The following is a 19,060-nucleotide window of genomic DNA, read 5'->3' as shown; positions in this document are numbered from 1 at the left end:
CCTCCTCTCAGTGCACGGTGAGGTCGAAGCCGATGTACTCGGCGGCGTCCTCGGGGCTGGCGAACAGGATCGTCTTGTCGTCGAGGTGGACCATCCGGCCGTAGTGGGTGGAGCTGATCTCCTCGAACACCGAGCCGTCGAACTCCGAGCCGAGCGCGTCGGTCAGCTCGGCGTAGTCGAAGTCGAGCAGGCCGACGCCGTCGACCCGGATCATCGACGGGTACTCGGTCAGCTCGACGCCGTCCTTGGCGCCCATCACGTCCGCGACCACCCGGCCGACCGGCGTGTTCATCAGGGTCACACCGCACTTGTTCGAGAACGCGGTCTCGGATCCGAACTGCATCGTCACTGGTCCAGCTCCTTCGGAGAGTCGAGCCCGAGCTCGTCGAGCAGCGAACGGAACTTCTGCTTGGCGGCGTCGAAACTCGCCGCGAACGTGATCGCCTTGTCGGCCGGCTGCGACCAGATCGGCTGCAGCGCCTGCGCGGCGGCGAGGGCGCGCGGCACCCAGGTCCCGAGCCATTCGCCGAACAGTTGCTTGTTGCTCTCGCCGTATTGCTCGTCGCGGGTCAGCAGACGGAACAGGTTCCGGGTGTAGGCCAGGTCGCGGTCGTAGTCGTGCTCACCGGTGCCGACGATGGTCGGCGTGATGTAATCGCCGTTGCGGGCCGAGATCTGCATCACCAGCTCGCTGCGGAACAGCGATCCGACCAACTGCTCGAACACGACGTTGGTCGCGAACAGCAGCTCGCACCAGTCACCGACCGCGGTCAGCCGCTCGACCAGCTCACGGGTCGGCTGCCACTCCGGCGCGTCCTTCCAGACCTCCTTGTGCGCCGCACCGTCGAACGGTACGTCGGCCTCGGACAGGTCGAGGTTGAACAGTGCGAGGTCCTGGGCGAACCGCAGCTTGTGCGCCGCGTTCACCGCGACCGCAGTGTTGATCATGTTGGTCGGGCCGGACCGCTGCACCGCGGTGAAGACGTGCAGGCCGAGGCCGTTCTCGGCGTGCATCCAGGCGCCGAGGTTGCGCTCGATGAACTTCAGCCAGGCCGGGTTCCAGCCGTCGTACGCCCGGGCCCGCTTGGCGTTCTGCAGGCACAGGTCGACCTGGCGGACCACCGCGGAGTTGTTCCGGTAGATGGTCTGGTCCCACTCCTCGTTCGGGTCGAGGAACGCGTGCCAGTTGGACGACTGCGCCTTCGTCCACTCCTTCGGGTAGCCGCCCGGCCCGTCGCCGAACCCGTAGATCCAGCCCTGGGTCAGGTGCCGGTCGGGATCGGGCTGCACGTCGACGGTGACGTCCTCGTACATCGTCGCCCGCAGCTTGGCCGGCCGGTAGTAGTTGTAGGTCCGGCTCTTCGAGCTCGGGAACTCCAGCGCCCCGGCCTCCGAGTCGGTGAACTCGATCCGCGGGAAACTGCGTTGCTTCGTTTGCGCCATCTCAGACTCCATCGGTAGTCGCTGGGCTGGTGAACTTGTCGTAGAAGACCTGGTCCTTCGGGACGTTGCTTGCCTCCAGCAACGCCAAGGCCGCGTCGACCATCGGGGGCGGGCCGCACAGGTAGACCTCGTTGCGGTGCAGCTCGCCCTCCCGCCGCTCGACGATGTCGGTGACGTTGCCCTCCTCGACCTGCAGGTCGCCCGCGCCGTCGGCCGACTCGGACAGGCAGGCCACGAACTCGAAGCCGGCGAGGTCCGCACCGAGCTCCTGGATCGCGTCGAGGTAGAACAGGTCGGCCGCGGTCCGGGCGCCGTAGTAGAACCGGACCGGACGGGTGCTGCCGGTCTCCCGCAGGTGCCGGAGGATGGACAGGATGGGAGCCATCCCGGCCCCGCCGGCCACGCAGACGACCGGCAGGACGTGACCGTCCTTCAGCGTGGACGAGCCGTACGGCCCGGTCAGCGACAACTCGTCGCCGACCGCGAGCTCGCCGTCGAGCAGTGCGGAGAACCGGCCGCCCGGGTACTTCTTGATCAGGAACTCGAGCTGGTCCGGCGTCGACGGGGTGGTCGCCATCGAGAACGACCGGTGCTCGTCGGTGCCGGGGATGGTGATGTCGGCGTACTGGCCCGGCCGGAACTCGAACGCCCGCTCGGTCTGCAGCCGGAGCGCGACGATGTCCCGGGTGACCGGTTCGATCGCGACGATTCGCGAGCTCACGGTCTGGATCGGGACGCCGCCGAGCAGCTCCTCCTCATCGAAGTTGAGCAACTCGATCGTGCAGTCGCTGAACGCGTGGGCCCGGCACAGCAGGACGTAGCCCTCGGCCACCTCGGCGTCGTTGCACGCGAAGGTGGAGTAGCGCTCCATCTGCAGGTCACCCTCCAGCACGTACGACTTGCACGCGGAGCACTGCCCCTCCTTGCAGCCGTGCATCAGGTGGATGCCCTGCCGGAACGCCGCGTCGAGAATCTTGTCGTCCTCGGTGACGTCCATCTCGATGTCGACCGGTTCGAACCGGATCCGGTGGATGTCGGCCACGTCGGGCCTCCTCACGATGGGTGCGGCGGCTGGTGGCGGCGCTCATCCCGGGCGGCGCCACCAGCCTGTTCGGGGGTCAGGCGACTTTCGTGCCGTTGGCGCGGTACGCGGCGATGTGGGCCTCGCGCTCGGCGTCGGACATCTCGTTCAGCAGCACGTTCGGGCTGTTGAAGGTGTTGCCGCGGACGTCGTCGAGGGTCCACATCTTCTTCGGGTCGTCCAGGTCCAGGTGCGGCTGGCCGATCAGCGTCTTGCCGTCGTCGCGGACGTAGCCGAGGTCGGACACGATGTCGGCCAGGTCCTTGCCGTGGTGCAGGGTCTCCCACTCGCGGAACCCGGTCAGCCGGCCCATGTTCGGCGTCGGGCGACCGTCGTACTCGCCGCGGAACGCCACCGCGTCGGTCCAGTAGCAGGTCTCCGAGCAGTACGTCCGCCACTGGTCGTCGACCTTCTCGACCACGATGTCCTCGTGGATCAGGGCCGGCACCATGCAGGTCCAGCAGCGGTGCGGGTACTGGTAGCCGACGTCCTCGAAGGCGATCGGCTTGTTCCGGCCCGGGTAGGCCAGCCGGTTGTAGTTCTCCCACCACTTGCCGTACTTCGAGTACCAGCCGGGGTACTTCTCCTCGAACCACTCGAAGTCCTTGTCGGTCATGGCGTCGATCCGCCAGTAGTTGACCGGCCAGCCGGTGGCGAAGAACCGGGCCACCTCGTGCACGTAGCCCTTGTCCACGATCCGCCGCCAGGCCTCCTCGACCAGGTCGTGCGGGATGACGAGCCCGTACTTCTCCAGCGGCAGCAGGTAGCTGCGGTAGTAGTCGTCGTAGATCCAGCGGCGCCACATCTCCGCATAGCTCTCCCGGTCCTTGCGCCGGTCCTTGGTGCCGTACTCGATGAAGGTGCCGATCGCCGCGTCCACGACACAGTGGTTGTTCCACCAGGCGTAGCGCAGGTCGCGCTCGAGCAACGGCCGGTTCCGCTCGTCGGCCAGCGCCATCAGCAGGATCGAGTAGCCGTTGCTGATGTGCCGCGACTCGTCGGACTGCACCGAGTGGAAGACCGTCGGCAGCAGGTAGTCGCCGTTCGCCGCGGCCTCGTCCGGCATCGCCACGAACAGCGTGTTGGTGAAGGCGGTCTCGGCCACCACGGTCAGGTAGATGTTCGCCGCGGTGATCGCGTCGCCGGTGATGAACCCCTCACCGAACTGCCGGCCGATGGTGCCCGCGTAGTTGTTCGCGAACGCCTTCTCGGTCATGTCGAAACCGGCCGGGTCGATGTAGTTGTTCATGTACAGCCGCTTGAGGTTCATCTGGATCGTCGAGTGCCGGACCTCGTCGATCATCTGCACCGCCAGCCCGTTGTGGATCTCCGGGTTCGGTACGGCGTCGATCGCCATCGGCATCGCCCGGGCGGCGGAGATCTCCGGGAACGGGATGATCGACAGGAACAGCTTCTGCCACTCCAGCCAGCGCTGCTGGACCTGGCGGAACATGTTCCCCCGGATGGCGCCGTCCATGGCGCCGTACACCCGGTTGTCCTTCTCCTCCTCCATCGGGAAGTACGACCGCATGATCTGCTTCAGCGGGTCCTTCTTCGGAGCCTTCTCGAAGGTGTAGTCGGTGCCGAACCGGGTGGCCGGCGTCGCGAACGTGGGCTCCCACGAGAGCTCGGTGATCTTGGCATGCGCCTTGGTGAGACTCTGCCTGCTCAATGTCTGCCTCCAGGGTCGGGAGCCGGTCTCGGCCGGCTCCAGCGGTACGGCTGAGCGCGTTGCAGGAATGAAAGCGGTGCGCAGACACAAGCTCTGTCTCAATGTGAGACGGCGGTCACAGGCTTGCGCAGTACCGTTGTTCGTGTTCCGCTGTCGAACAGCGCCGCCGAGCGGAGGGAGCCGGGATGGCCACCGACCTGCCGGTCCGGAACTCGATCAGGATGTCGTGGCAACGCTCTCAAGCGTCTGCGGTCGACACCGACCAGCCGGCCCCGGCGTACTTTGCCGGCCTCGACTTCGACACCACTCTGAGCCGGGCCGCGCGTCCGGTCATCGACGCGCTGTCGTCGGAGCTGACCGACGAGCCGGTGTGCATCATCCTGACCGATGCCAAGGGAATCGTGCTGGACCGCCGTGGCGGCGATCGGTCCCTGATCCGGCGCCTCGACGCGGTCGACCTGGCCCCCGGATTCCGGTACGCCGAGTCCGAGGTCGGCACCAACGGCATCGGTACGGCGCTCGAGGTCGGCGGACCCATCCTGGTCCTCGGCGCCGAGCACTACACCGGTGTACTACGCAACTTCGCGTGCGCCGGGGCGCCGATCACGCACCCGATCACCGGTGGCCTGCTCGGCGTACTGGACATCACCACCCAGGCGCGGAACTCCAACGCCGTGCTGCTGTCGGTGGCCAAGCTCGGCGCCCGGCGGATCCAGGAGCGCATCATCGAAGAGGCGAACGCGCTGGACCAGGCGCTGCTGAGCGAGTACTACGCGGTCTGCCGGCACACCGGCGGCTCGGTGATCGCGCTCGGCGACGAGGTGTTCATGATCAACGCGCACGCCCAGCAGCACTTCGACTCCACCGACCAGGCGGCGCTCATCGACCGCACCCGGGACGCCCGCGGCGGCACCAGGCCGCTGACGTTCATCGCCGACCTGCCCAGCGGGATCAGCGCCCGGCTGGCCTACCAGCCGACGTTCCTCGGCGACACCCTGGCCGGTGGCATCATCCAGATCCGGGAGCAGCGGTCAGCGCCCCGCGCCGGGACGCGGGTCCCCGCGGTGCCCGGGATGGCCGGGACCAGCGCGTTGTGGCGGCACACGACACACGAGGTACTGGACGCCTGCGGCCGCTCGGAATGGCTGGTGGCCGAGGGCGAACCCGGCGCCGGCAAGACGACCCTGCTCCGCGCGGTCCACGACTACAGCACGCCGACGCAGCGGCTGGCAGTCGTGGACGCCGATGATCCCGACATCGTGGCCACCGCCGCGAGTGAGCTGGAGTCCGGGGCCGACCTGATCATCCGCCATGCCGAGGTGCTCTCCGACGACGTGATCCACGGCTTGGCCGATCTGCTCCAGACCGCCCGGGACGGCGCGATCGGCCGGGATCCGTGGATCGCGCTGACCAGGCTGACCGGTCGCTCCGACGAGGACGCGCTCGGGACTCAACTGCTCAGCTTCTTCCCGCGGACTGTCGCCGTACCGCCGCTGCGGCATCACTTGGAGGACGTCCCGGCCTTGGTCCGCAACCTGCTGAGCCGAGCCGGCATCACCGGGGTGACCCTGTCCGCCGGCGCGATGAACCAGCTCATGCGGCTCCCGTGGTCCGGCAACGTGTCTCATCTGCGGACTGTCCTCACCGACGTGGCCCGTCGGCGTCGTTCCGGAGTCGTCGAGCTCGACGACCTACCCGCCGAGTGCCACGCCACCACCCGCCGGCACCTGACCCGGATGGAAGCGCTCGAACGCGACGCCATCGTCGGCGCCCTCGCCTCCCACAACGGCGACAAGACCGCCGCGGCCACCGCCCTCGGAATGTCCCGCGCCACCATCTACCGCAAGATCCGCGACTACGGCATCCTCAGCTGACCTTGGCCAGGAACGTCTCCAGGTCGGCCGCGAGTTCGTCCGGGTACTCGCCGTTGATCGCGTGCGACGCCTCCGGGTAGACCCGAACGGTCTTGTTGCGCAAGGCACGCTCCGCCGTCGCGGTCGCGGTCTTCGGGTCGTGCATCACCGACCGTCCGGCGATGATCGCGAGCACCGGCACGGTGAGCTTGGACAACTCGTCCTCGGTGATCCGCTGCGGTTGCGGGAGCCGCAGCGTGTAGCCGCTCATCCCGGCCTCGATCATGTCCGCGATCGGCTCGTCCTCGACCGGTGCGCCGCCGGCCGTGTAGGAGTTGAAGCTGTCCCGCCAGGACTTCGGCAGCCACTTGATGCCCGCGGGGATCGCCCGGATCATCGTCTCGACCGGCATGCCGTCGTACACGTAGACCGGGTCGATCGTGGTCAGGCCGGCCACGTGCGCGGGCTGACGCACCGCAAGGTTTGTCGCGGTCCAGCCGCCGATCGACAGCCCGACGAGGTGGAACTTCTCCTCGGGCAAGGCCTCCAGCACCTGGTTCAACCAGGCGGCCTGATCGGCCGCAGAGGTGATCGGCTTGTTCTGCACGCTCAGGCCCGGCTCACCGAGCAGGTCGATGGTGTAGACGTCGGCCACCCGCAGCAGCGACGGCATGTTGCCGGCCCAGACCGGCGAGGCCGAGGACCGCCCGGGCAGCAGCACCAGCGGCTCAGCCCGCTGACTCGGCCCGTCGAACCGGTAGACCCGCACGTAGCCGAAGTCCGTCCGGATGTCCCGGGTGACAGCCGGCTCGGGCAACTCCTCCTTCACCTGGTCGTAGATCCGCACGAACCGGTCATATCCCTCGGCACTGTTCCAGTGGCCGACCGGCGACGGCGTCCGCAGCACCAGCGCGAACCCGACGACGATCGTCACCAGCACCCCGAGCGTGATCAGGCCTCGCCGCCGCCACCGGCGCTTCGGCTTCTCCGTCACGATTGTCCTCTCCTAACCGCTTGGTAAGTAATTTGATCGTACGGTAAGTTGAGGTCATGCCCAAGTCACGAACCACGCCCTCCGGCGAGCGCCGCCTGACCCTGACCGAGCAGGCGCGGCGAGCCCAGCTGATCGACGTGACCATCGGCCTCGTCGCCGAGCACGGGTACGCCGGGACGTCGCTGGCCCGGATCGCGGAGGGTGCGGAGATCACCAAGGCGGCGGTGCTGTACCACTTCCCGTCCAAGGACGCGGTGCTCCGGGAAGCACACAAGTACGTCCTCGACTCCCTGGTCGGGACGGTCACCGCCGCCGTCGAGGCCGCCGTACCGGCCGATCGGCCCGCGGCCTACATCCGCTCGATGATCGGCCACCTGCGCGAGCACCCGCGGCACACCCGGGTGATCATCGAGGCGATGACCGATGCCGGCGACCTGGCGAACACGGCTGACCGCTGGCGCCCGCTCGCCGACCTCCTCACTGCTGCCCGCGAGGGCCGCGGAGCCGGTCCGGACGTCCGGACACTCGCGATCATCATCGGCGGCGGCATCGACTCGATCGTGATGGAACGCCTCAACGACCCCGGCTACGACACCTCAGCCGCGGCGGACGTCCTCGTCACCCTGGTCGAGCGATCCCTCACGGAGTCGCGAGCGTGAGCACGACCTCGTTGCGGCCGATGGTCATCTGCCCGCCGGCCGCTTCCGCGCAGCGGCGGGCGATGTCGAGGCCGAGACCGGTGGAGCCGCGGTCGCTGCGCCCACGTTCACCGGCGCCCAGCGGGATCCCCGGGCCCTGGTCGGCGACGACGATGCGTACGCCGTGCGTCTCGCGCGTCAGCGTGATCCGAGCCGGCGTGCCGTCGGGCGTGTGCGCGACCACGTTCTCCACCAGCGCATCCAACGCGGCGCCGAGGTCCTCGGCGGACGAGCGAACCATGGCCGGAGGGTTCGGGAGGTCAAGTGCGAGCTCGCGACCCTGATCCTCGAACAGCGGTTCCCAGAAGGCGGCCCGGCTCCGCGTCACCTCGACGGCGTCGCAGTGCGGCACGCGGCCTTCCCGCTGCGGTCGCCGGGCCGCGCTGATCACCGCGGTCAGCGTCCGCTCCAGGCTGTTCACCTGGGTGTTGAGCTCCTCGGCGCGCTCGCGATCCGGTAGCGCCTCGACCTGTAACCGGAGTGCGGTGAGTGGTGTCCGGAGGCGGTGGGACAGGTCGGCGACGGCCTCGCGTTCGACCGCGATCACCTCGTCGATCCGGTCGGCCAGTCCGTTGAGCGCGGCGCCGACCTTGGCGACCTCGGCCGGGCCGGTCGTCGGGGCGCGGGCATCCATGTCACCACGGGCCAGGCGTTCCGCCGTACTTGCTGTTTCTTCCAATGGGCGGGCGAGGCGGCGGGAGACGAGCTCGGCGCCGACGATGCTGAGCAGCAGGACGAGCAGGCTGCCGCCGATCAGGATCAGGACGCGCGGCACCAGGCCGTCGTACAGCTCGTCCGCGGTCAGGAACAGGCAGACGGACGCGGGCCCGCGTTCGGTGCCGACGCCGACCTCGACCGCCATCCCGCCGCCGACCTCGCGGTAGTCGGCGTCACCGATCTTCGGCGGGCCCTTCCGGTCGTCGGCGTCGCCGTCGTCGTAGTCGCTCGGCAGCGGCTTCGGGGCCGAGACTCCACCGGGTGGTGGAGTGCCCAGCGTCGTACCGTCGGCCAGCCGGACCGAGATGTTGCCCGGTCCCTCCTGCTCGAGGCCTTCGATGTACGCCGTGATGTCGTCGGCCGTGTGGTCCTTGTCGCCGACGTAGTACGCCACCGACTCGGCCCGGTACCGCGCTTGCTCCTTCGACTCCGACGCGGTCGTGCTCCGCAGCAGGATGATCAGCGGTACGGCGAACGCCAGCACGACCAGCGTGGTCATGCCGACCGACAACAGCAGGATCCGGCGGCGCATCGTCAGCCGCCCGACAGCTTCACGCCGACACCGCGAACGGAGTGCAGGAACCGCGGTGCGGCCGCCGTCTCCCCCAGCTTGCGGCGCAGCCAGGACAGGTGGACGTCGACAGTACGGTCGCCACCACCCCACGGCAGGCCCCACACCTCGGCGAGCAGCTCACGCTTGCTGACCACCGCGCCGGGCCGGCGGGACAGCGCGAGCAGCAGATCGAACTCCTTGCGAGTCAGGTCGACCGACGCGCCGTCGACGGTCACCTCGCGGCTGCGCGGGTCGATCCGCAGCGCGCCCAGGTCGACGATCGTCTCGCCTTGCTGGTCCTGACCGAGCCGGCGCAGGACGGCGCGGATCCGGGCATCGATCTGGGCCGAGCTGAACGGCTTGATCACGTAGTCGTCCGCGCCCGCGTCGAGCAGCTTGACCACGCTGGCGTCGTCATCACGCGCCGTGGCCACGATCACCGGTACGTCGCTCACCGCCCGAACCATCGCGAGCACGTCCCGGCCGTCCAGGTCAGGCAGTCCGAGATCGAGCAGCAGTACGTCGGGGCGGTCCCGGGCCACCACGGCGACCCCCTCGGCGCCGGCGGCCACCGCCGTGACGACATGACCGGCCGCCGTCAGGGACTTGCCCAACGACGTCCGGATCGCATCATCGTCCTCGACCAGCAACACCCGCGCCATGCGACGAGGGTAACCGCGGCCACTAGCGGGTTCCGTCGCCGCTGGCCGGTTGTGTAACCCGCCAGCGGTACAGAACCCGTCAGCCGCCGGCCGGTGCTTTCAGGCCGGTGCTGCGGAGTTCCAGGTCGGCGAGTTGGCCGATGACGGCGCGGTCGCCTTCGCGCCAGGCCGCGACCGGGTCGTCGGAGATCTTGGCCAGCCGGTGCATCGGCTGGTTGGCCATCGCCCGGAGGGCGAAAAGGTCCAGGTCAGCCGCGTTGTCGATGAACTTCTGGGCCGCCGTCGCCCGCCTGGAGAACCGGATGCGTCGCGGCAGCCAGAGCAGCAGGGCGAACAGCACCGGCAGCCCGATCGTCACACCGGCCAGGACATAGGCCAACTGCTCCACCGCATGCGCTTGGTCCCGCCCAGCCTGCGCGAGCCGCCCGGCCGCCGCAGCGGCTCCATCCACCGGCGACCGCAGCTGATCGCCGACCGCAGGCACCTTCCCGATCGGCTCCGACAGCCGCCGCAGGTCACCCGCCAGCCCGTCTCCCGCCTCGGCCGCCTTCCGCCCCGGCGTACCGAGCGCGTTGGTGATCCGGAAGACCAACTGACCGAGCTCCACGCACAGCCAGACCCACCCGACCAGCATCAGATCGCCCACCACCTGGCCGAACCGCTGGGCGCCGACGTCGGAATAGAGCTTCACCAGCAGTTCTCCTCGGGGCGGGGCGGTCGATGAAGGGATTCTCATCCAGATTTCACGGGAGCGCCTGCTGGGCGCGCCACAGTCTGAGCATGCCTTCGTGCAGCGCTTGCGTTGTGGGTCAGAGCGCGGTGCGGAGGTCCCAGAGGAGGGGGTAGTAGCGGAGGTCGAGGCGGCTGCGGAGGTAGCCGGCGCCGGAGGAGCCGCCGGTGCCGGGTTTGGTGCCGATCATCCGCTCGACCATGACGACGTGCCGGGCGCGCCAGGCGGCGGCGAGCTCGTCGTGCTGGACCAAGGCCTCGGCCAACTCCCAGACGGCGGCGTAGTGCGCGCGGTCCCCGGCGACCTTGCGGAGGGCGTCGCGGACCGCGTCCTCGGAGTCGGTGGCGAAACCGGCCTTCTCGAGTACGGCGAGATACGCGTCCCAGAGCGTGGGGGCCGCCAGCCGTTCCTCGAGCCGGGCCTTCTCGGCGTCGGTCAGGCCGCGGAAACGCTTCACGAACGACGGGTCCTTGGCCCCGGACAGGAACTCGATCTCGCGGTACTGCACCGACTGGAAGCCGCTTGCCGGGGACAACCGGTGCCGGAACTCCCCGAAATCCTGCGGAGTCATCGTCTCCAGGATGTCGACCTGCTGGGTCAGCGTCCGCTCGATCGTGTGCACCCGGCGGAGCAGGTGCTCGGCCAGCCAGAGCTCCCCGGACAGCATCGCGTCCCGGGAGGCCGTCAGCTCGTGCAGCACCTGCTTGAACCACAGCTCGTAGACCTGGTGGATCGTGATGAACAGCAGCTCGTCGTGCGCCGGCGGATCCGACTCCAGCCGCTGCTGGTCCAGCAGCTGCGCCAGCCGCAGATAACTGCCGTACGTCAGCCGCCCACCCTCTTCACCGAAGTGGATGTCGACCCCGTCCCACCGCCCAGCCACCCCGTCACCAGTGCTCATGAGGCCGAGAGTAGCTGACGCGTCCGTGACCGGTCAGGGATTCGCTCGTTGGGTGTGAGGTACGCCAATTCGAGGAGTTTCATGTCCGCCACGGTCCAGACGCCGCTCGTGCCGGGGCCCATCCAGGGACTCACGCGTGAGGAACCCCAGATCGAGGCGTTGCTGCCCGACGACTACGCCTTCCTGGTCCACCTGGCCTACTTGATCCTCCCGCCTTCGATCAGCCGGCCCCGACGGGTGACCACGGCTCATGCCGTCGTCCAGCGAGCGCTCCCGCCTGAAACGTCGTACCCGCGCGAGGTCATGCGGCAGCGCGTCATCCAGGAGGCGGCCCGCCAGGCCTCCCGCCGTACGCCGCTGGGCCGCCTGAGCAGCGCGCTCGCGCCGCCCGACGCGACCGACTTCACCCCGTGCGCCCGGACCCTCGACCCCACAACCCTCCGTCACCGCACCGCCCGCGGCCGCCGCGTGGCCATCACCTTCACCCTCCTCACCACCCTGAGCGTCCTCGCATCCCTGCTGTTGTCTTGACGCCCCTCTCGACCCCGGCGGCTGCCCGGATTCGAAGGTCCTCGAATCTGCTTCGTGATCGGGCCGGGCTGGTCATACTGCAGTGGTGGCGATTCACCTCACGATGACCGCGGACCAGCCCGGCCGCTCACGATTCGCCCGACCGACCCCGACGACATCGACCGTCAGCTCGACGTCAGCCTGCGCGGGCGCCCGGTCCGAGACGATGTCGTCGTACGACGTGACGGTCGACTGGGCGGACGACAGCGTACTGGAGGCATGAGGCGTGTCCGAAACCAAGCAGGAAGCAGCCCCTACCTGGCGTCGCTTCGTGCCCTGGCAGGGCCGCGCGACCCGGGTCGACCTTGCGTTGATGGGCGCGATCCTCGGTGTCGTCGCACTCGGGATCGCGTTGCGGCCGCTCAAACCGTTCCTGGTCGCGTCACATCCGGTCGCGCTGGCGTTCCTGACCGGTGATCTGGTGGCGATCGGCGCCGCGGCGGCGTTCGCCCGGATCGGCGAAGCTCCGCTGTGGCTGGTCATCGTCGCGGGCGCGGTCGGGATGGTGAAGTTCGACTGGCTCACCTGGTGGACCGGGCGGCAGTGGGGTGAAGGCATCATCAGGATGTTCACCACCAGCCAGCGGGTACTGCGCTTCGCCGGTCGCGCCACCGAACTCCCGCCCTGGGTCCTGCGAGTCGCTGTGCTGCTCGCCGTACTGCCGGGTGTGCCGACCGCGGTGGTGTACGCGATGGCCGGCTGGGCCCGGATGCGGCTGACCGTCTTCCTCCTGCTGGACCTCGCCGGCGCCGTGCTCATGACCGGCGTGATCGCAGCGCTCGGCTACTGGAGCGGTCAGCGTGCCGTGGACATCGTCCTGCTCGTCGACAAGTACGCCTCCGTCGTCAGCCTGTCGATGATCGGGATCGCCTTGCTCATCCCACTCGTCAAGCGCCTGATCGGTCGAGTGCGATCCGGGCGTTGAGCTGCACGACCCACACCGCGCATCCCGGCACGGTCGCCAGTCCGGCCAGCGGGAACTGATTCACGATGACGGCCGCCACGGCCAGTACGACGAGACTCAGCGCCGTGAGATGTGGTTTGCGGACGGTTGCGTAGAGCGCCGTGCGGAACGGAATCGACGGATACCCCAAGCGTGTGAGACCGGTGCTGACGGCAACGATCGCGAGCAGGACGAGGAGCGGGACCAACGCTGCGCCGCGCGGATCGTCGTACAGGACGACGATGTCGGTCATCAGGATGCTCAGCACAGCGAGGGTGAGCGCCCACGGCAACAAGACGCGACGGGCGAGGCGCCGGTAGCACTGGACGAACGTGCCTTGGTCGTCCAGGTAGGCGAACGACGCCGCCAGCGCCGGGCCGAGGCAGAGGGCCAGGAACCCGAAAAACACCGGGTAGCTCAACGGGTCCCCGACCACGGCCAGCGCGACGAGCAGCGGAGCCGAGGCGACGGCCAGGCCCGCGTTCACGACCAGCACGCGCTGGGCGAAGGACCAGATCAGGTCCCACGCGTCGGCGCCGACGTTGACGCGGGCCAGCGGCGAGCCCGTCACTTCAGCCCACTCGTGGCGATCCCGCGGACGAAGTACTTCTGGCCGAGCAGGAAGATCACCAGGATCGGCAGCACGGACAGCACCGAGCCGGTCATGATCATCGCGAACTCCGCGTCGTACAGGCCGATGAACGACCGCAGCCCGAGCTGGATCGTCCACAGCTTGTTGTCGGTCAGGTAGATGAACGGGCCCATGTAGTCGTTCCAGGTGTTCACGAACGTGAGCAGCGCGAGACTGGCCAGCGCCGGCTTCGACAGCGGCAGGATGATCCGCGCCCAGATGCCGTACTCGCTCAGCCCGTCCAGCCGGGCGGCCTCGCTCAGCTCGTCCGGGATGGTCAGGTAGTACTGGCGCATCAGGAACACCCCGAACGCGCTGAACGCCTGCAGCAGGATCAGCGACAGGTGCGTGTTCACCAGGCCGGCCTTCTGCATGATGATGTATTGCGGCACCATGTACGCCTGCCACGGCACCGCGATCGTCGCGATGTAGGCCAGGAACAACGCGTCCCGCCCGGGGAACCGCACCTTGGCGAACCCGTACGCCGCGAAGCTCCCGGTCAGCACCTGCAACGCGGTGATCACCAGGCTCAGGAACACCGAGTTGCGCAGGTAGGTGAGCAGCGGGATGCGCTCCCAGATCTTGGTGAAGTTGTCCCAGTGGAACTCCGCCGGGATCCACCGGATCGGCACGCTGAACACCTCGTTGTCCAGCTTCAGCGACGACGACACCATCCACGCGAACGGCACCAGCACGGCGACCGACAGGACGACCAGGAGCAGGTAGGCGAGGCCACGTCGTACCGTCATCGTTCACTCCTTCGCTGCAGCCGGAACTGGACCAGCGTGACCGTCAGCACGATGACGAACAGCACCATCGACACCGCCGACGAGTAGCCGAACCGGCCCTGGGTGATGCCCTCGCGGAAGATCACCTGGGACAGCACCAGCGTCGACCGGCCCGGCCCGCCCTCGGTCATCACCTGGACCAGGTCGAACACCTTGAAACTCGAGATCGTGAGCATGATCAGCACGAAGAACGTCGTCGGCCGCAACGACGGCACGGTGATGCTCCAGAACCGCTGCCACGCGTTCGCGCCGTCCACCTGCGCCGCCTCGTACAGCTCGCCCGGGATGGTCTGCAACCCGGCCAGGTAGAGGATCATGTAGTACCCGAGATCGCGCCAGACGCTGGCCAGGATCACCGCCGGCATCGCCCACGTGGTCGACGTGGTCCAGCCCGGCGGGTTGTCGATCCCGATCGCCCGCAGGAACTGGTTCACCGGTCCGAGGTCCGGGCTGAGCAGCATGTTCCACACCACCGCGACCGCGACCAGCGAGGTGATGTAGGGGAAGAACAGCGCGGTCCGGAAGAACCGGACCCCGCGCAGTCTCTGGTTCAGCAGTACGGCGAAGCCGAGCGCCGCGCACAGCGTCAGCGGGACGTGGCCGATCGCGTAGTACGCGGTGTTGCGCAACGCGGTCCAGAACGTCTCGTTGTGGATCATCCGGTCGAAGTTGGCCAGGCCCACCCACTCCGGCGTGCTGTAGGAGTCCCAGTCCAGGAAGGACAGCGCCAGTGACGCGATGACCGGGACCAGGGTCAGGGTGGCGAAGCCGAGGAAGTTCGGCAGGATGAAGCTCCAGCCGAGCCGGATGCTCCGCCACCGACGGCTCGCCGGCGAGGGCGCCGGAGCCGGTGCCTTCGGCGCTGTCTGGGCCGGCGCGACGATTGTGCTGGTCACAGCGATCAGCCGACCTCGTTCTTGACCCGCTTGGCCATCTCGGCCAGGCCGTCGTCGAGCGACTTCTCACCGGTCATGATCAGCTCGTGCTCCTCGGTCAGGATGGTGTCGACGTCGGCGGTCTTGTCGGTCACCGGCATCTCGAGCACGACCTGGTCGGGCTTGAACGCCTTCTTCGCGATCGCGTCCTGCGGCACACCGGGCAGCGCGAAGTACGTGTCGAGGATCGCCTGGCTCTGCAGCGACGGCGTGACGCCGGCCTTGGCGATCGCGGTGGCGCCTTCTTCACCGGCGGCCCAGGTGACGAACTTCTTCGCGGCGTCGGCGTGCTTGGAGTTCTTGTTGACCGCAAAGGCGGTCGGCGAACCGAAGGTCGTCACCTTGCCGGTCTCGCGCTGCGGCAACGGCGCGACACCCCAGTCGACCTTGGTCTTGCCGGACTTGGTGTCGGCCAGCAACTGGGCGGCGTACCAGGTCCCCATCGGCATCAGGGCGGCCTTGCCGGTGGAGAACATCGAGTTGTAGGTGACCTTCTGGCTCGACGCGGTTGCCCACGGCAACAGTGCGCCGGACTGCTGCAGGTCGAGCGTCATCGCGTACTGATCCTTGAAGAAGCCGTAGTCGCCGCCGAGCAGGTCCCCGCCGCTCTGAGCTGCGGCGGTGGCCTGGACGACGGACCTCCAGATGTGCTGGTAGGCGCCGTACACCTTGGTCCCGCCGTCTCCCCGTGACAAGGACGCTGTCAGGGTCTTGGCGAGGGTCGCGTAGTCGGGCCAGGTCAGGTTCTCGAGCTTCGTCTCCGGTACGCCGGCCTGCTTGAGCAGGCCCTTGTTGTAGTAGAGCACCCAGAAGTCCTGGCGGTACGGGAGCGCGAAGTACTTGTCCTCGATCTTGTAGGCGTCGAGACCGGACTGCTTCGCCGCGTCGAGCTTGCCCGCCTCGTCGGTGAGCGCTAGCAGCTGGCCGCGGTTGGCGTACTGGGCGTAGCCGATGACGTTCTTCATGGTCAGGACGTCAGTGCTGTCGCCGCCGGCCAGCATGGTGGTGAGCTTCTCGTTGTAGTCATCGGACAGGATGTCGACCGGCTCGACGTCGATGTCCGGGTTGGCCTTCTCGAAGCCGTCGATCAGCGCCTTGAACTCCGGCGTGGTGGCGTAGTTCCAGAGCGCGAGCTTCAGCGTGGTCTTGCCGCCGGCGGCGGGCTGGTCGGACGAACCCCCGCCGCACGCGGTCAGGGCGAGCGCCGCGGCGGTCGCGGCGATGGTTGCTACAAGGCGTCGCTTCACGACGGTTCTCCTCATGCTGTGAGCGGAAAGGTTTCTGCGGTGATGCGGCCCAGGAGGGGTTCGCCCGCCAGCCAGCGGGCGAGCTCGTCCAGGGCGTGGTCGGTGAGCCGGTGGATCTCGGAGCCGAGCGAACCGGCGATGTGGGGCGTGATCATGACGTTCGGGACGCGCCGGAGGACCGAGTCGGCGGGCAGCGGCTCGGGGTCGGTGACGTCGAGGATCGCGAACAGCCGTCCGTTCTCGCACTCGGCGGCGAGCGCGTCGGAGTCGATCAGGCTGCCCCGGGCCGTGTTGATGACTGTCGCGTGAGCGGGCAGCTGCGCGAGCTCGGCGGCGCCGATCATCCGGTAGGTGCTGGGCAGCTCCGGCGCGTGCAGCGACAGTACGTCGACCCGCGGCAGCAACTCGTCCAGGCCGACGAGCTTGGCGCCCGCGTCCGCGACCGCAGCCGGGTCGGCGTACGGGTCGGCGACCAGGACGGTCGGGCCGTCCAGGGTGCGCAGCATCTCCACCACCCGGCGCCCGGTCCGGGAGAAGCCGACGATGCCGATCGAACGCCGGAAGTTCGACAGGTCGCCGTACCCGGACAGGTGTCCCCAGCCGCGGTACGCCGTACTCGCGTCGGCAGCGAGGAACGGCGCCTTCTTGCCGGCGAAGATGATCGCCGCCAGCGTGAACTCGGCGACCGGGACCGCGTTGGCGTCGGCAGCGCTGGTGACGACGAGGTCGCGCTCCCACACCTCGTCGGCGGCGAACCCACGCACACTGCCCGCCGCGTGAAAGACGGCTCGCAGCCGTGGCGCCGCTTTCAGCCGCTCCCCCGACAGCCGCGGCACGCCCCACGACGTGATCAGCACCTCGGCCTCGGCCAGCCGCTCCCGAGCCGCCGGGGAGTCGAGCTCGTCCACCCACACCGGATCCGGCAGCCCGACAAGCCCAGCCAGCCGATCCAGGCGCCCCCGATCGAAGTGCACCCGAAAAGACTCGTCGCTCATCACGACAAGTCCCCGGCAAACGGTTACCGTAGCGGTCATGTGAACATGAGATGTCCTGACCGATCACCTCATCTACTACTCGTCCAGATACAAACCCAAACGTTCAGATTCGTACAGGTCGAACCCTTCTCCGGCGGCGGCTGTTCTCTCGGCCGACTCCGTCGGCGCACCGACCGTGCGACACGAACCCGATGACCGGCCGAACGTGCTGTGGTCACCCGGATGTAAGGAGAGTGCTGTTGCCCAGCGATGAGCTGTCACCGGCGAACCACCCAACCACTCGCTCCCATCCGCCCACCCCAGCCACCCGACGCCCGCCACACCAGCCGATCACCTCCCTCGGACCGCCTCCCGTGATCCGACGCTCACGACACCACGCCTCAGCGCACAGTCCCTCGTCGAGTCGTGGATTTCGGTCGGAATCGGCGTCCGTCATCAGCCAAAATCCACAACTCAACGACCAGACCGGCATGTCGCCGCCGAGGATGTCGTTTGGAAGGTGGGAGGTGGTTGGAGGTGAGTGACGAGCGGTTGTTTGGGACGCAGCGGCAGGAGCGGTTGATGGATGAACTGCGGCGGCATGGGTCTATCAGGGTGCGGGAGTTTGCGGTGCTGCTCGGGGTGAGTGAGTTGACCGTGCGGCGGGACATCGCGGCGTTGGCGGCGCAAAATTTGCTGACCAAGGTGCACGGTGGGGCGACGTTGCCTACCGACCTCGGGCCGGCGACGCAGATCCGGCGGCGGGGTACCGGGCCGCCGCGGTTCACGATCGGGATGGTGGTGCCGTCGCTGGACTACTACTGGCCGGCGATCGTGTCTGGTGCACGCTCGGCGGCCGCGGCTCAGGACGTCCAGATCCAGTTGCGCGGGTCGACGTACGACTGGGCCGAGGATCAGCGGCAAATCACCCGGCTGATCGAGTCCCAGCAGGTGCAGGGCCTGCTGCTCGCGCCGAACCTGGACGGTGATGACGTCGGCGAGATGGTGCAGTGGATTGGCGACCTGCCGGTGCCGGTGGTCCTGGTCGAGCGGCAGCCGCCTCGGTGGACTCCGACGAAGAGTCAACTGGAGTGGGTTCGCAGCGACCACGCGCTCGGGCTGGAGATCGCCGTACGGCACCTGCATGAGCACGGGCATCGCAGCATCGGACTGGTGCTGTCCAAGGGCAGCCCGACGTCGGTGCATCTCGAGCGGGGCTGGGAGCTGGTATGCACGGACCTCGGCATCTCCCCCGACCTGATCGTCCGCGAGTCGGTCCGGATGGTCGAGCCCGGCTACCGCGAGACGATCGCCCAACTGCTGGAACGCTGCCGAGCCACCGGTACGACGGCCCTCGTCGTGCACTCGGATCCGGACGCGATGTCGGTCGCGCAGTACTGTACCGAGCGCGGCATCACGATCCCGGACGATCTCGCGATCGTTGCCTACGACGACGAAGTCGCCCGCCTGGCCGAGCCGGCCATGACCGCGATCCGCCCGCCAAAGCCGATGGTCGGCCGCACCGCGGTCGAGCTCATGGTCGCCCGGCTGGTCGAGGGCCGACGACGCCCATCACAGCGAATCCTCATCACCCCAGAACTATTCATCCGAGCCTCCTCAATCCCCCTCACAACGACAACCAGCACGTCACGAGAGCTGTAGCTCGGC

Annotated in this window: 20 protein-coding genes; 6 read left to right on the top strand and 14 right to left on the bottom strand. The window is 68.3% G+C overall.

Annotation, left to right across the window (positions count from 1 at the left end):
* Window positions 1-7 precede the first annotated feature (7 nt).
* From mimD to ACIBL3_RS40350, 4 genes are all read right to left on the bottom strand, one after another.
* Window positions 8-343, bottom strand: coding sequence for a propane 2-monooxygenase effector subunit MimD (gene mimD / locus ACIBL3_RS40365; protein WP_396359308.1), 336 nt, complete (start codon window positions 341-343; stop codon window positions 8-10).
* A 2-nt stretch (window positions 344-345) separates the two neighbouring features.
* Window positions 346-1,443 (bottom strand): aromatic/alkene monooxygenase hydroxylase subunit beta, encoded by a 1,098-nt coding sequence (locus ACIBL3_RS40360; protein WP_396359267.1) that lies wholly within the window; start codon window positions 1,441-1,443, stop codon window positions 346-348.
* Between the two features lies 1 nt (window position 1,444).
* Entirely contained in the window at window positions 1,445-2,485 is a 1,041-nt protein-coding gene (locus tag ACIBL3_RS40355; RefSeq protein ID WP_396359266.1) for an FAD-binding oxidoreductase, read from the bottom strand.
* Window positions 2,486-2,561: 76 nt separating this feature from the next.
* Complete coding sequence (locus tag ACIBL3_RS40350) at window positions 2,562-4,196, bottom strand: hypothetical protein (RefSeq protein WP_396359265.1); 1,635 nt, start codon at window positions 4,194-4,196, stop codon at window positions 2,562-2,564.
* A gap of 185 nt (window positions 4,197-4,381) precedes the next feature.
* On the opposite strand from ACIBL3_RS40350, the gene ACIBL3_RS40345 reads away from it, so the two are divergent.
* On the top strand, window positions 4,382-6,070 hold the full coding sequence (locus ACIBL3_RS40345; RefSeq protein ID WP_396359264.1) for a sigma-54-dependent Fis family transcriptional regulator: 1,689 nt from the start codon (window positions 4,382-4,384) through the stop codon (window positions 6,068-6,070).
* On the opposite strand, the gene ACIBL3_RS40340 is transcribed toward ACIBL3_RS40345, so the two are convergent.
* A complete protein-coding gene (locus ACIBL3_RS40340) occupies window positions 6,063-7,043 on the bottom strand; it encodes an alpha/beta fold hydrolase (RefSeq protein ID WP_396359263.1) in 981 nt (326 codons plus the stop codon). The genes ACIBL3_RS40345 and ACIBL3_RS40340 overlap by 8 nt on opposite strands.
* 56 nt (window positions 7,044-7,099) lie before the next feature.
* Between ACIBL3_RS40340 and ACIBL3_RS40335 the strand changes: the two genes are divergently transcribed.
* Window positions 7,100-7,702 carry a TetR/AcrR family transcriptional regulator gene (locus ACIBL3_RS40335; protein ID WP_396359262.1) on the top strand — a complete coding sequence of 201 codons (603 nt, stop codon included), beginning with the start codon at window positions 7,100-7,102 and terminating at the stop codon, window positions 7,700-7,702.
* Here the strand turns inward: ACIBL3_RS40335 and ACIBL3_RS40330 are convergent.
* The 4 genes from ACIBL3_RS40330 to ACIBL3_RS40315 all read right to left on the bottom strand — a co-directional run bounded on the left by ACIBL3_RS40330 (window position 7,683) and on the right by ACIBL3_RS40315 (window position 11,304).
* On the bottom strand, window positions 7,683-8,990 hold the full coding sequence (locus ACIBL3_RS40330) for a sensor histidine kinase (RefSeq protein WP_396359261.1): 1,308 nt from the start codon (window positions 8,988-8,990) through the stop codon (window positions 7,683-7,685). The genes ACIBL3_RS40335 and ACIBL3_RS40330 overlap by 20 nt on opposite strands.
* Before the next feature lie 2 nt (window positions 8,991-8,992).
* A complete protein-coding gene (locus ACIBL3_RS40325; RefSeq protein WP_396359260.1) occupies window positions 8,993-9,673 on the bottom strand; it encodes a response regulator transcription factor in 681 nt (226 codons plus the stop codon).
* Window positions 9,674-9,752: 79 nt separating this feature from the next.
* A complete protein-coding gene (locus ACIBL3_RS40320) occupies window positions 9,753-10,364 on the bottom strand; it encodes a hypothetical protein (protein WP_396359259.1) in 612 nt (203 codons plus the stop codon).
* Window positions 10,365-10,482: 118 nt separating this feature from the next.
* Window positions 10,483-11,304 carry a tryptophan 2,3-dioxygenase gene (locus ACIBL3_RS40315; protein WP_396359258.1) on the bottom strand — a complete coding sequence of 274 codons (822 nt, stop codon included), beginning with the start codon at window positions 11,302-11,304 and terminating at the stop codon, window positions 10,483-10,485.
* A gap of 81 nt (window positions 11,305-11,385) precedes the next feature.
* On the opposite strand from ACIBL3_RS40315, the gene ACIBL3_RS40310 reads away from it, so the two are divergent.
* The 3 genes from ACIBL3_RS40310 (at window position 11,386) to ACIBL3_RS40300 (ending at window position 12,799) form a co-directional block, all read left to right on the top strand.
* Complete coding sequence (locus tag ACIBL3_RS40310) at window positions 11,386-11,835, top strand: hypothetical protein (RefSeq protein ID WP_396359257.1); 450 nt, start codon at window positions 11,386-11,388, stop codon at window positions 11,833-11,835.
* A gap of 85 nt (window positions 11,836-11,920) precedes the next feature.
* A complete protein-coding gene (locus ACIBL3_RS40305) occupies window positions 11,921-12,097 on the top strand; it encodes a hypothetical protein (RefSeq protein WP_396359256.1) in 177 nt (58 codons plus the stop codon).
* A 3-nt stretch (window positions 12,098-12,100) separates the two neighbouring features.
* Window positions 12,101-12,799 carry a DedA family protein gene (locus tag ACIBL3_RS40300; RefSeq protein ID WP_396359255.1) on the top strand — a complete coding sequence of 233 codons (699 nt, stop codon included), beginning with the start codon at window positions 12,101-12,103 and terminating at the stop codon, window positions 12,797-12,799.
* Here ACIBL3_RS40300 and ACIBL3_RS40295 read toward each other — a convergent pair.
* The 5 genes from ACIBL3_RS40295 to ACIBL3_RS40275 are packed head-to-tail and all read right to left on the bottom strand — an operon-like array spanning window position 12,762 to window position 17,413.
* Window positions 12,762-13,388, bottom strand: coding sequence for a hypothetical protein (locus ACIBL3_RS40295; protein WP_396359254.1), 627 nt, complete (start codon window positions 13,386-13,388; stop codon window positions 12,762-12,764). The two genes, ACIBL3_RS40300 and ACIBL3_RS40295, sit on opposite strands and share 38 nt — an antisense overlap.
* Window positions 13,385-14,197: a carbohydrate ABC transporter permease gene (locus ACIBL3_RS40290; RefSeq protein WP_396359253.1), complete on the bottom strand. Its 813-nt coding sequence runs from the start codon at window positions 14,195-14,197 to the stop codon at window positions 13,385-13,387. The genes ACIBL3_RS40295 and ACIBL3_RS40290 overlap by 4 nt, the downstream gene beginning before the upstream one ends.
* Window positions 14,194-15,132 (bottom strand): carbohydrate ABC transporter permease, encoded by a 939-nt coding sequence (locus tag ACIBL3_RS40285; protein ID WP_396359252.1) that lies wholly within the window; start codon window positions 15,130-15,132, stop codon window positions 14,194-14,196. Before ACIBL3_RS40285 ends, ACIBL3_RS40290 begins: the two co-directional genes overlap by 4 nt.
* A 5-nt stretch (window positions 15,133-15,137) precedes the next feature.
* Window positions 15,138-16,418 (bottom strand): ABC transporter substrate-binding protein, encoded by a 1,281-nt coding sequence (locus tag ACIBL3_RS40280; RefSeq protein WP_396359251.1) that lies wholly within the window; start codon window positions 16,416-16,418, stop codon window positions 15,138-15,140.
* A gap of 11 nt (window positions 16,419-16,429) precedes the next feature.
* Window positions 16,430-17,413 carry a hydroxyacid dehydrogenase gene (locus ACIBL3_RS40275; protein WP_396359250.1) on the bottom strand — a complete coding sequence of 328 codons (984 nt, stop codon included), beginning with the start codon at window positions 17,411-17,413 and terminating at the stop codon, window positions 16,430-16,432.
* A gap of 516 nt (window positions 17,414-17,929) precedes the next feature.
* Here ACIBL3_RS40275 and ACIBL3_RS40270 point away from each other — a divergent pair.
* Entirely contained in the window at window positions 17,930-19,054 is a 1,125-nt protein-coding gene (locus ACIBL3_RS40270) for a substrate-binding domain-containing protein (protein WP_396359249.1), read from the top strand.
* Window positions 19,055-19,060: the final 6 nt, after the last annotated feature.

The sequence above is a fragment of the Kribbella sp. NPDC050124 genome, from assembly GCF_044460355.1.
GTDB lineage: Bacteria > Actinomycetota > Actinomycetes > Propionibacteriales > Kribbellaceae > Kribbella.
The sequence above is the reverse complement of the archived record's forward strand: the minus strand, read 5'-3'. Positions and strand labels throughout refer to the sequence as shown.

What these genes read in the sequence shown, in the direction of transcription:
- ACIBL3_RS40325 (WP_396359260.1), bottom strand. Translation starts at nt 9,673, where the DNA reads ATGGCGCGGGTGTTGCTGGTCGAGGACGATGATGCGATCCGGACGTCG.
- ACIBL3_RS40330 (WP_396359261.1), bottom strand. Translation starts at nt 8,990, where the DNA reads ATGCGCCGCCGGATCCTGCTGTTGTCGGTCGGCATGACCACGCTGGTC.
- ACIBL3_RS40345 (WP_396359264.1), top strand. Translation starts at nt 4,382, where the DNA reads ATGGCCACCGACCTGCCGGTCCGGAACTCGATCAGGATGTCGTGGCAA.
- mimD (WP_396359308.1), bottom strand. Translation starts at nt 343, where the DNA reads ATGCAGTTCGGATCCGAGACCGCGTTCTCGAACAAGTGCGGTGTGACC.
- ACIBL3_RS40315 (WP_396359258.1), bottom strand. Translation starts at nt 11,304, where the DNA reads ATGAGCACTGGTGACGGGGTGGCTGGGCGGTGGGACGGGGTCGACATC.
- ACIBL3_RS40275 (WP_396359250.1), bottom strand. Translation starts at nt 17,413, where the DNA reads ATGAGCGACGAGTCTTTTCGGGTGCACTTCGATCGGGGGCGCCTGGAT.
- ACIBL3_RS40335 (WP_396359262.1), top strand. Translation starts at nt 7,100, where the DNA reads ATGCCCAAGTCACGAACCACGCCCTCCGGCGAGCGCCGCCTGACCCTG.
- ACIBL3_RS40310 (WP_396359257.1), top strand. Translation starts at nt 11,386, where the DNA reads ATGTCCGCCACGGTCCAGACGCCGCTCGTGCCGGGGCCCATCCAGGGA.
- ACIBL3_RS40360 (WP_396359267.1), bottom strand. Translation starts at nt 1,443, where the DNA reads ATGGCGCAAACGAAGCAACGCAGTTTCCCGCGGATCGAGTTCACCGAC.
- ACIBL3_RS40290 (WP_396359253.1), bottom strand. Translation starts at nt 14,197, where the DNA reads ATGACGGTACGACGTGGCCTCGCCTACCTGCTCCTGGTCGTCCTGTCG.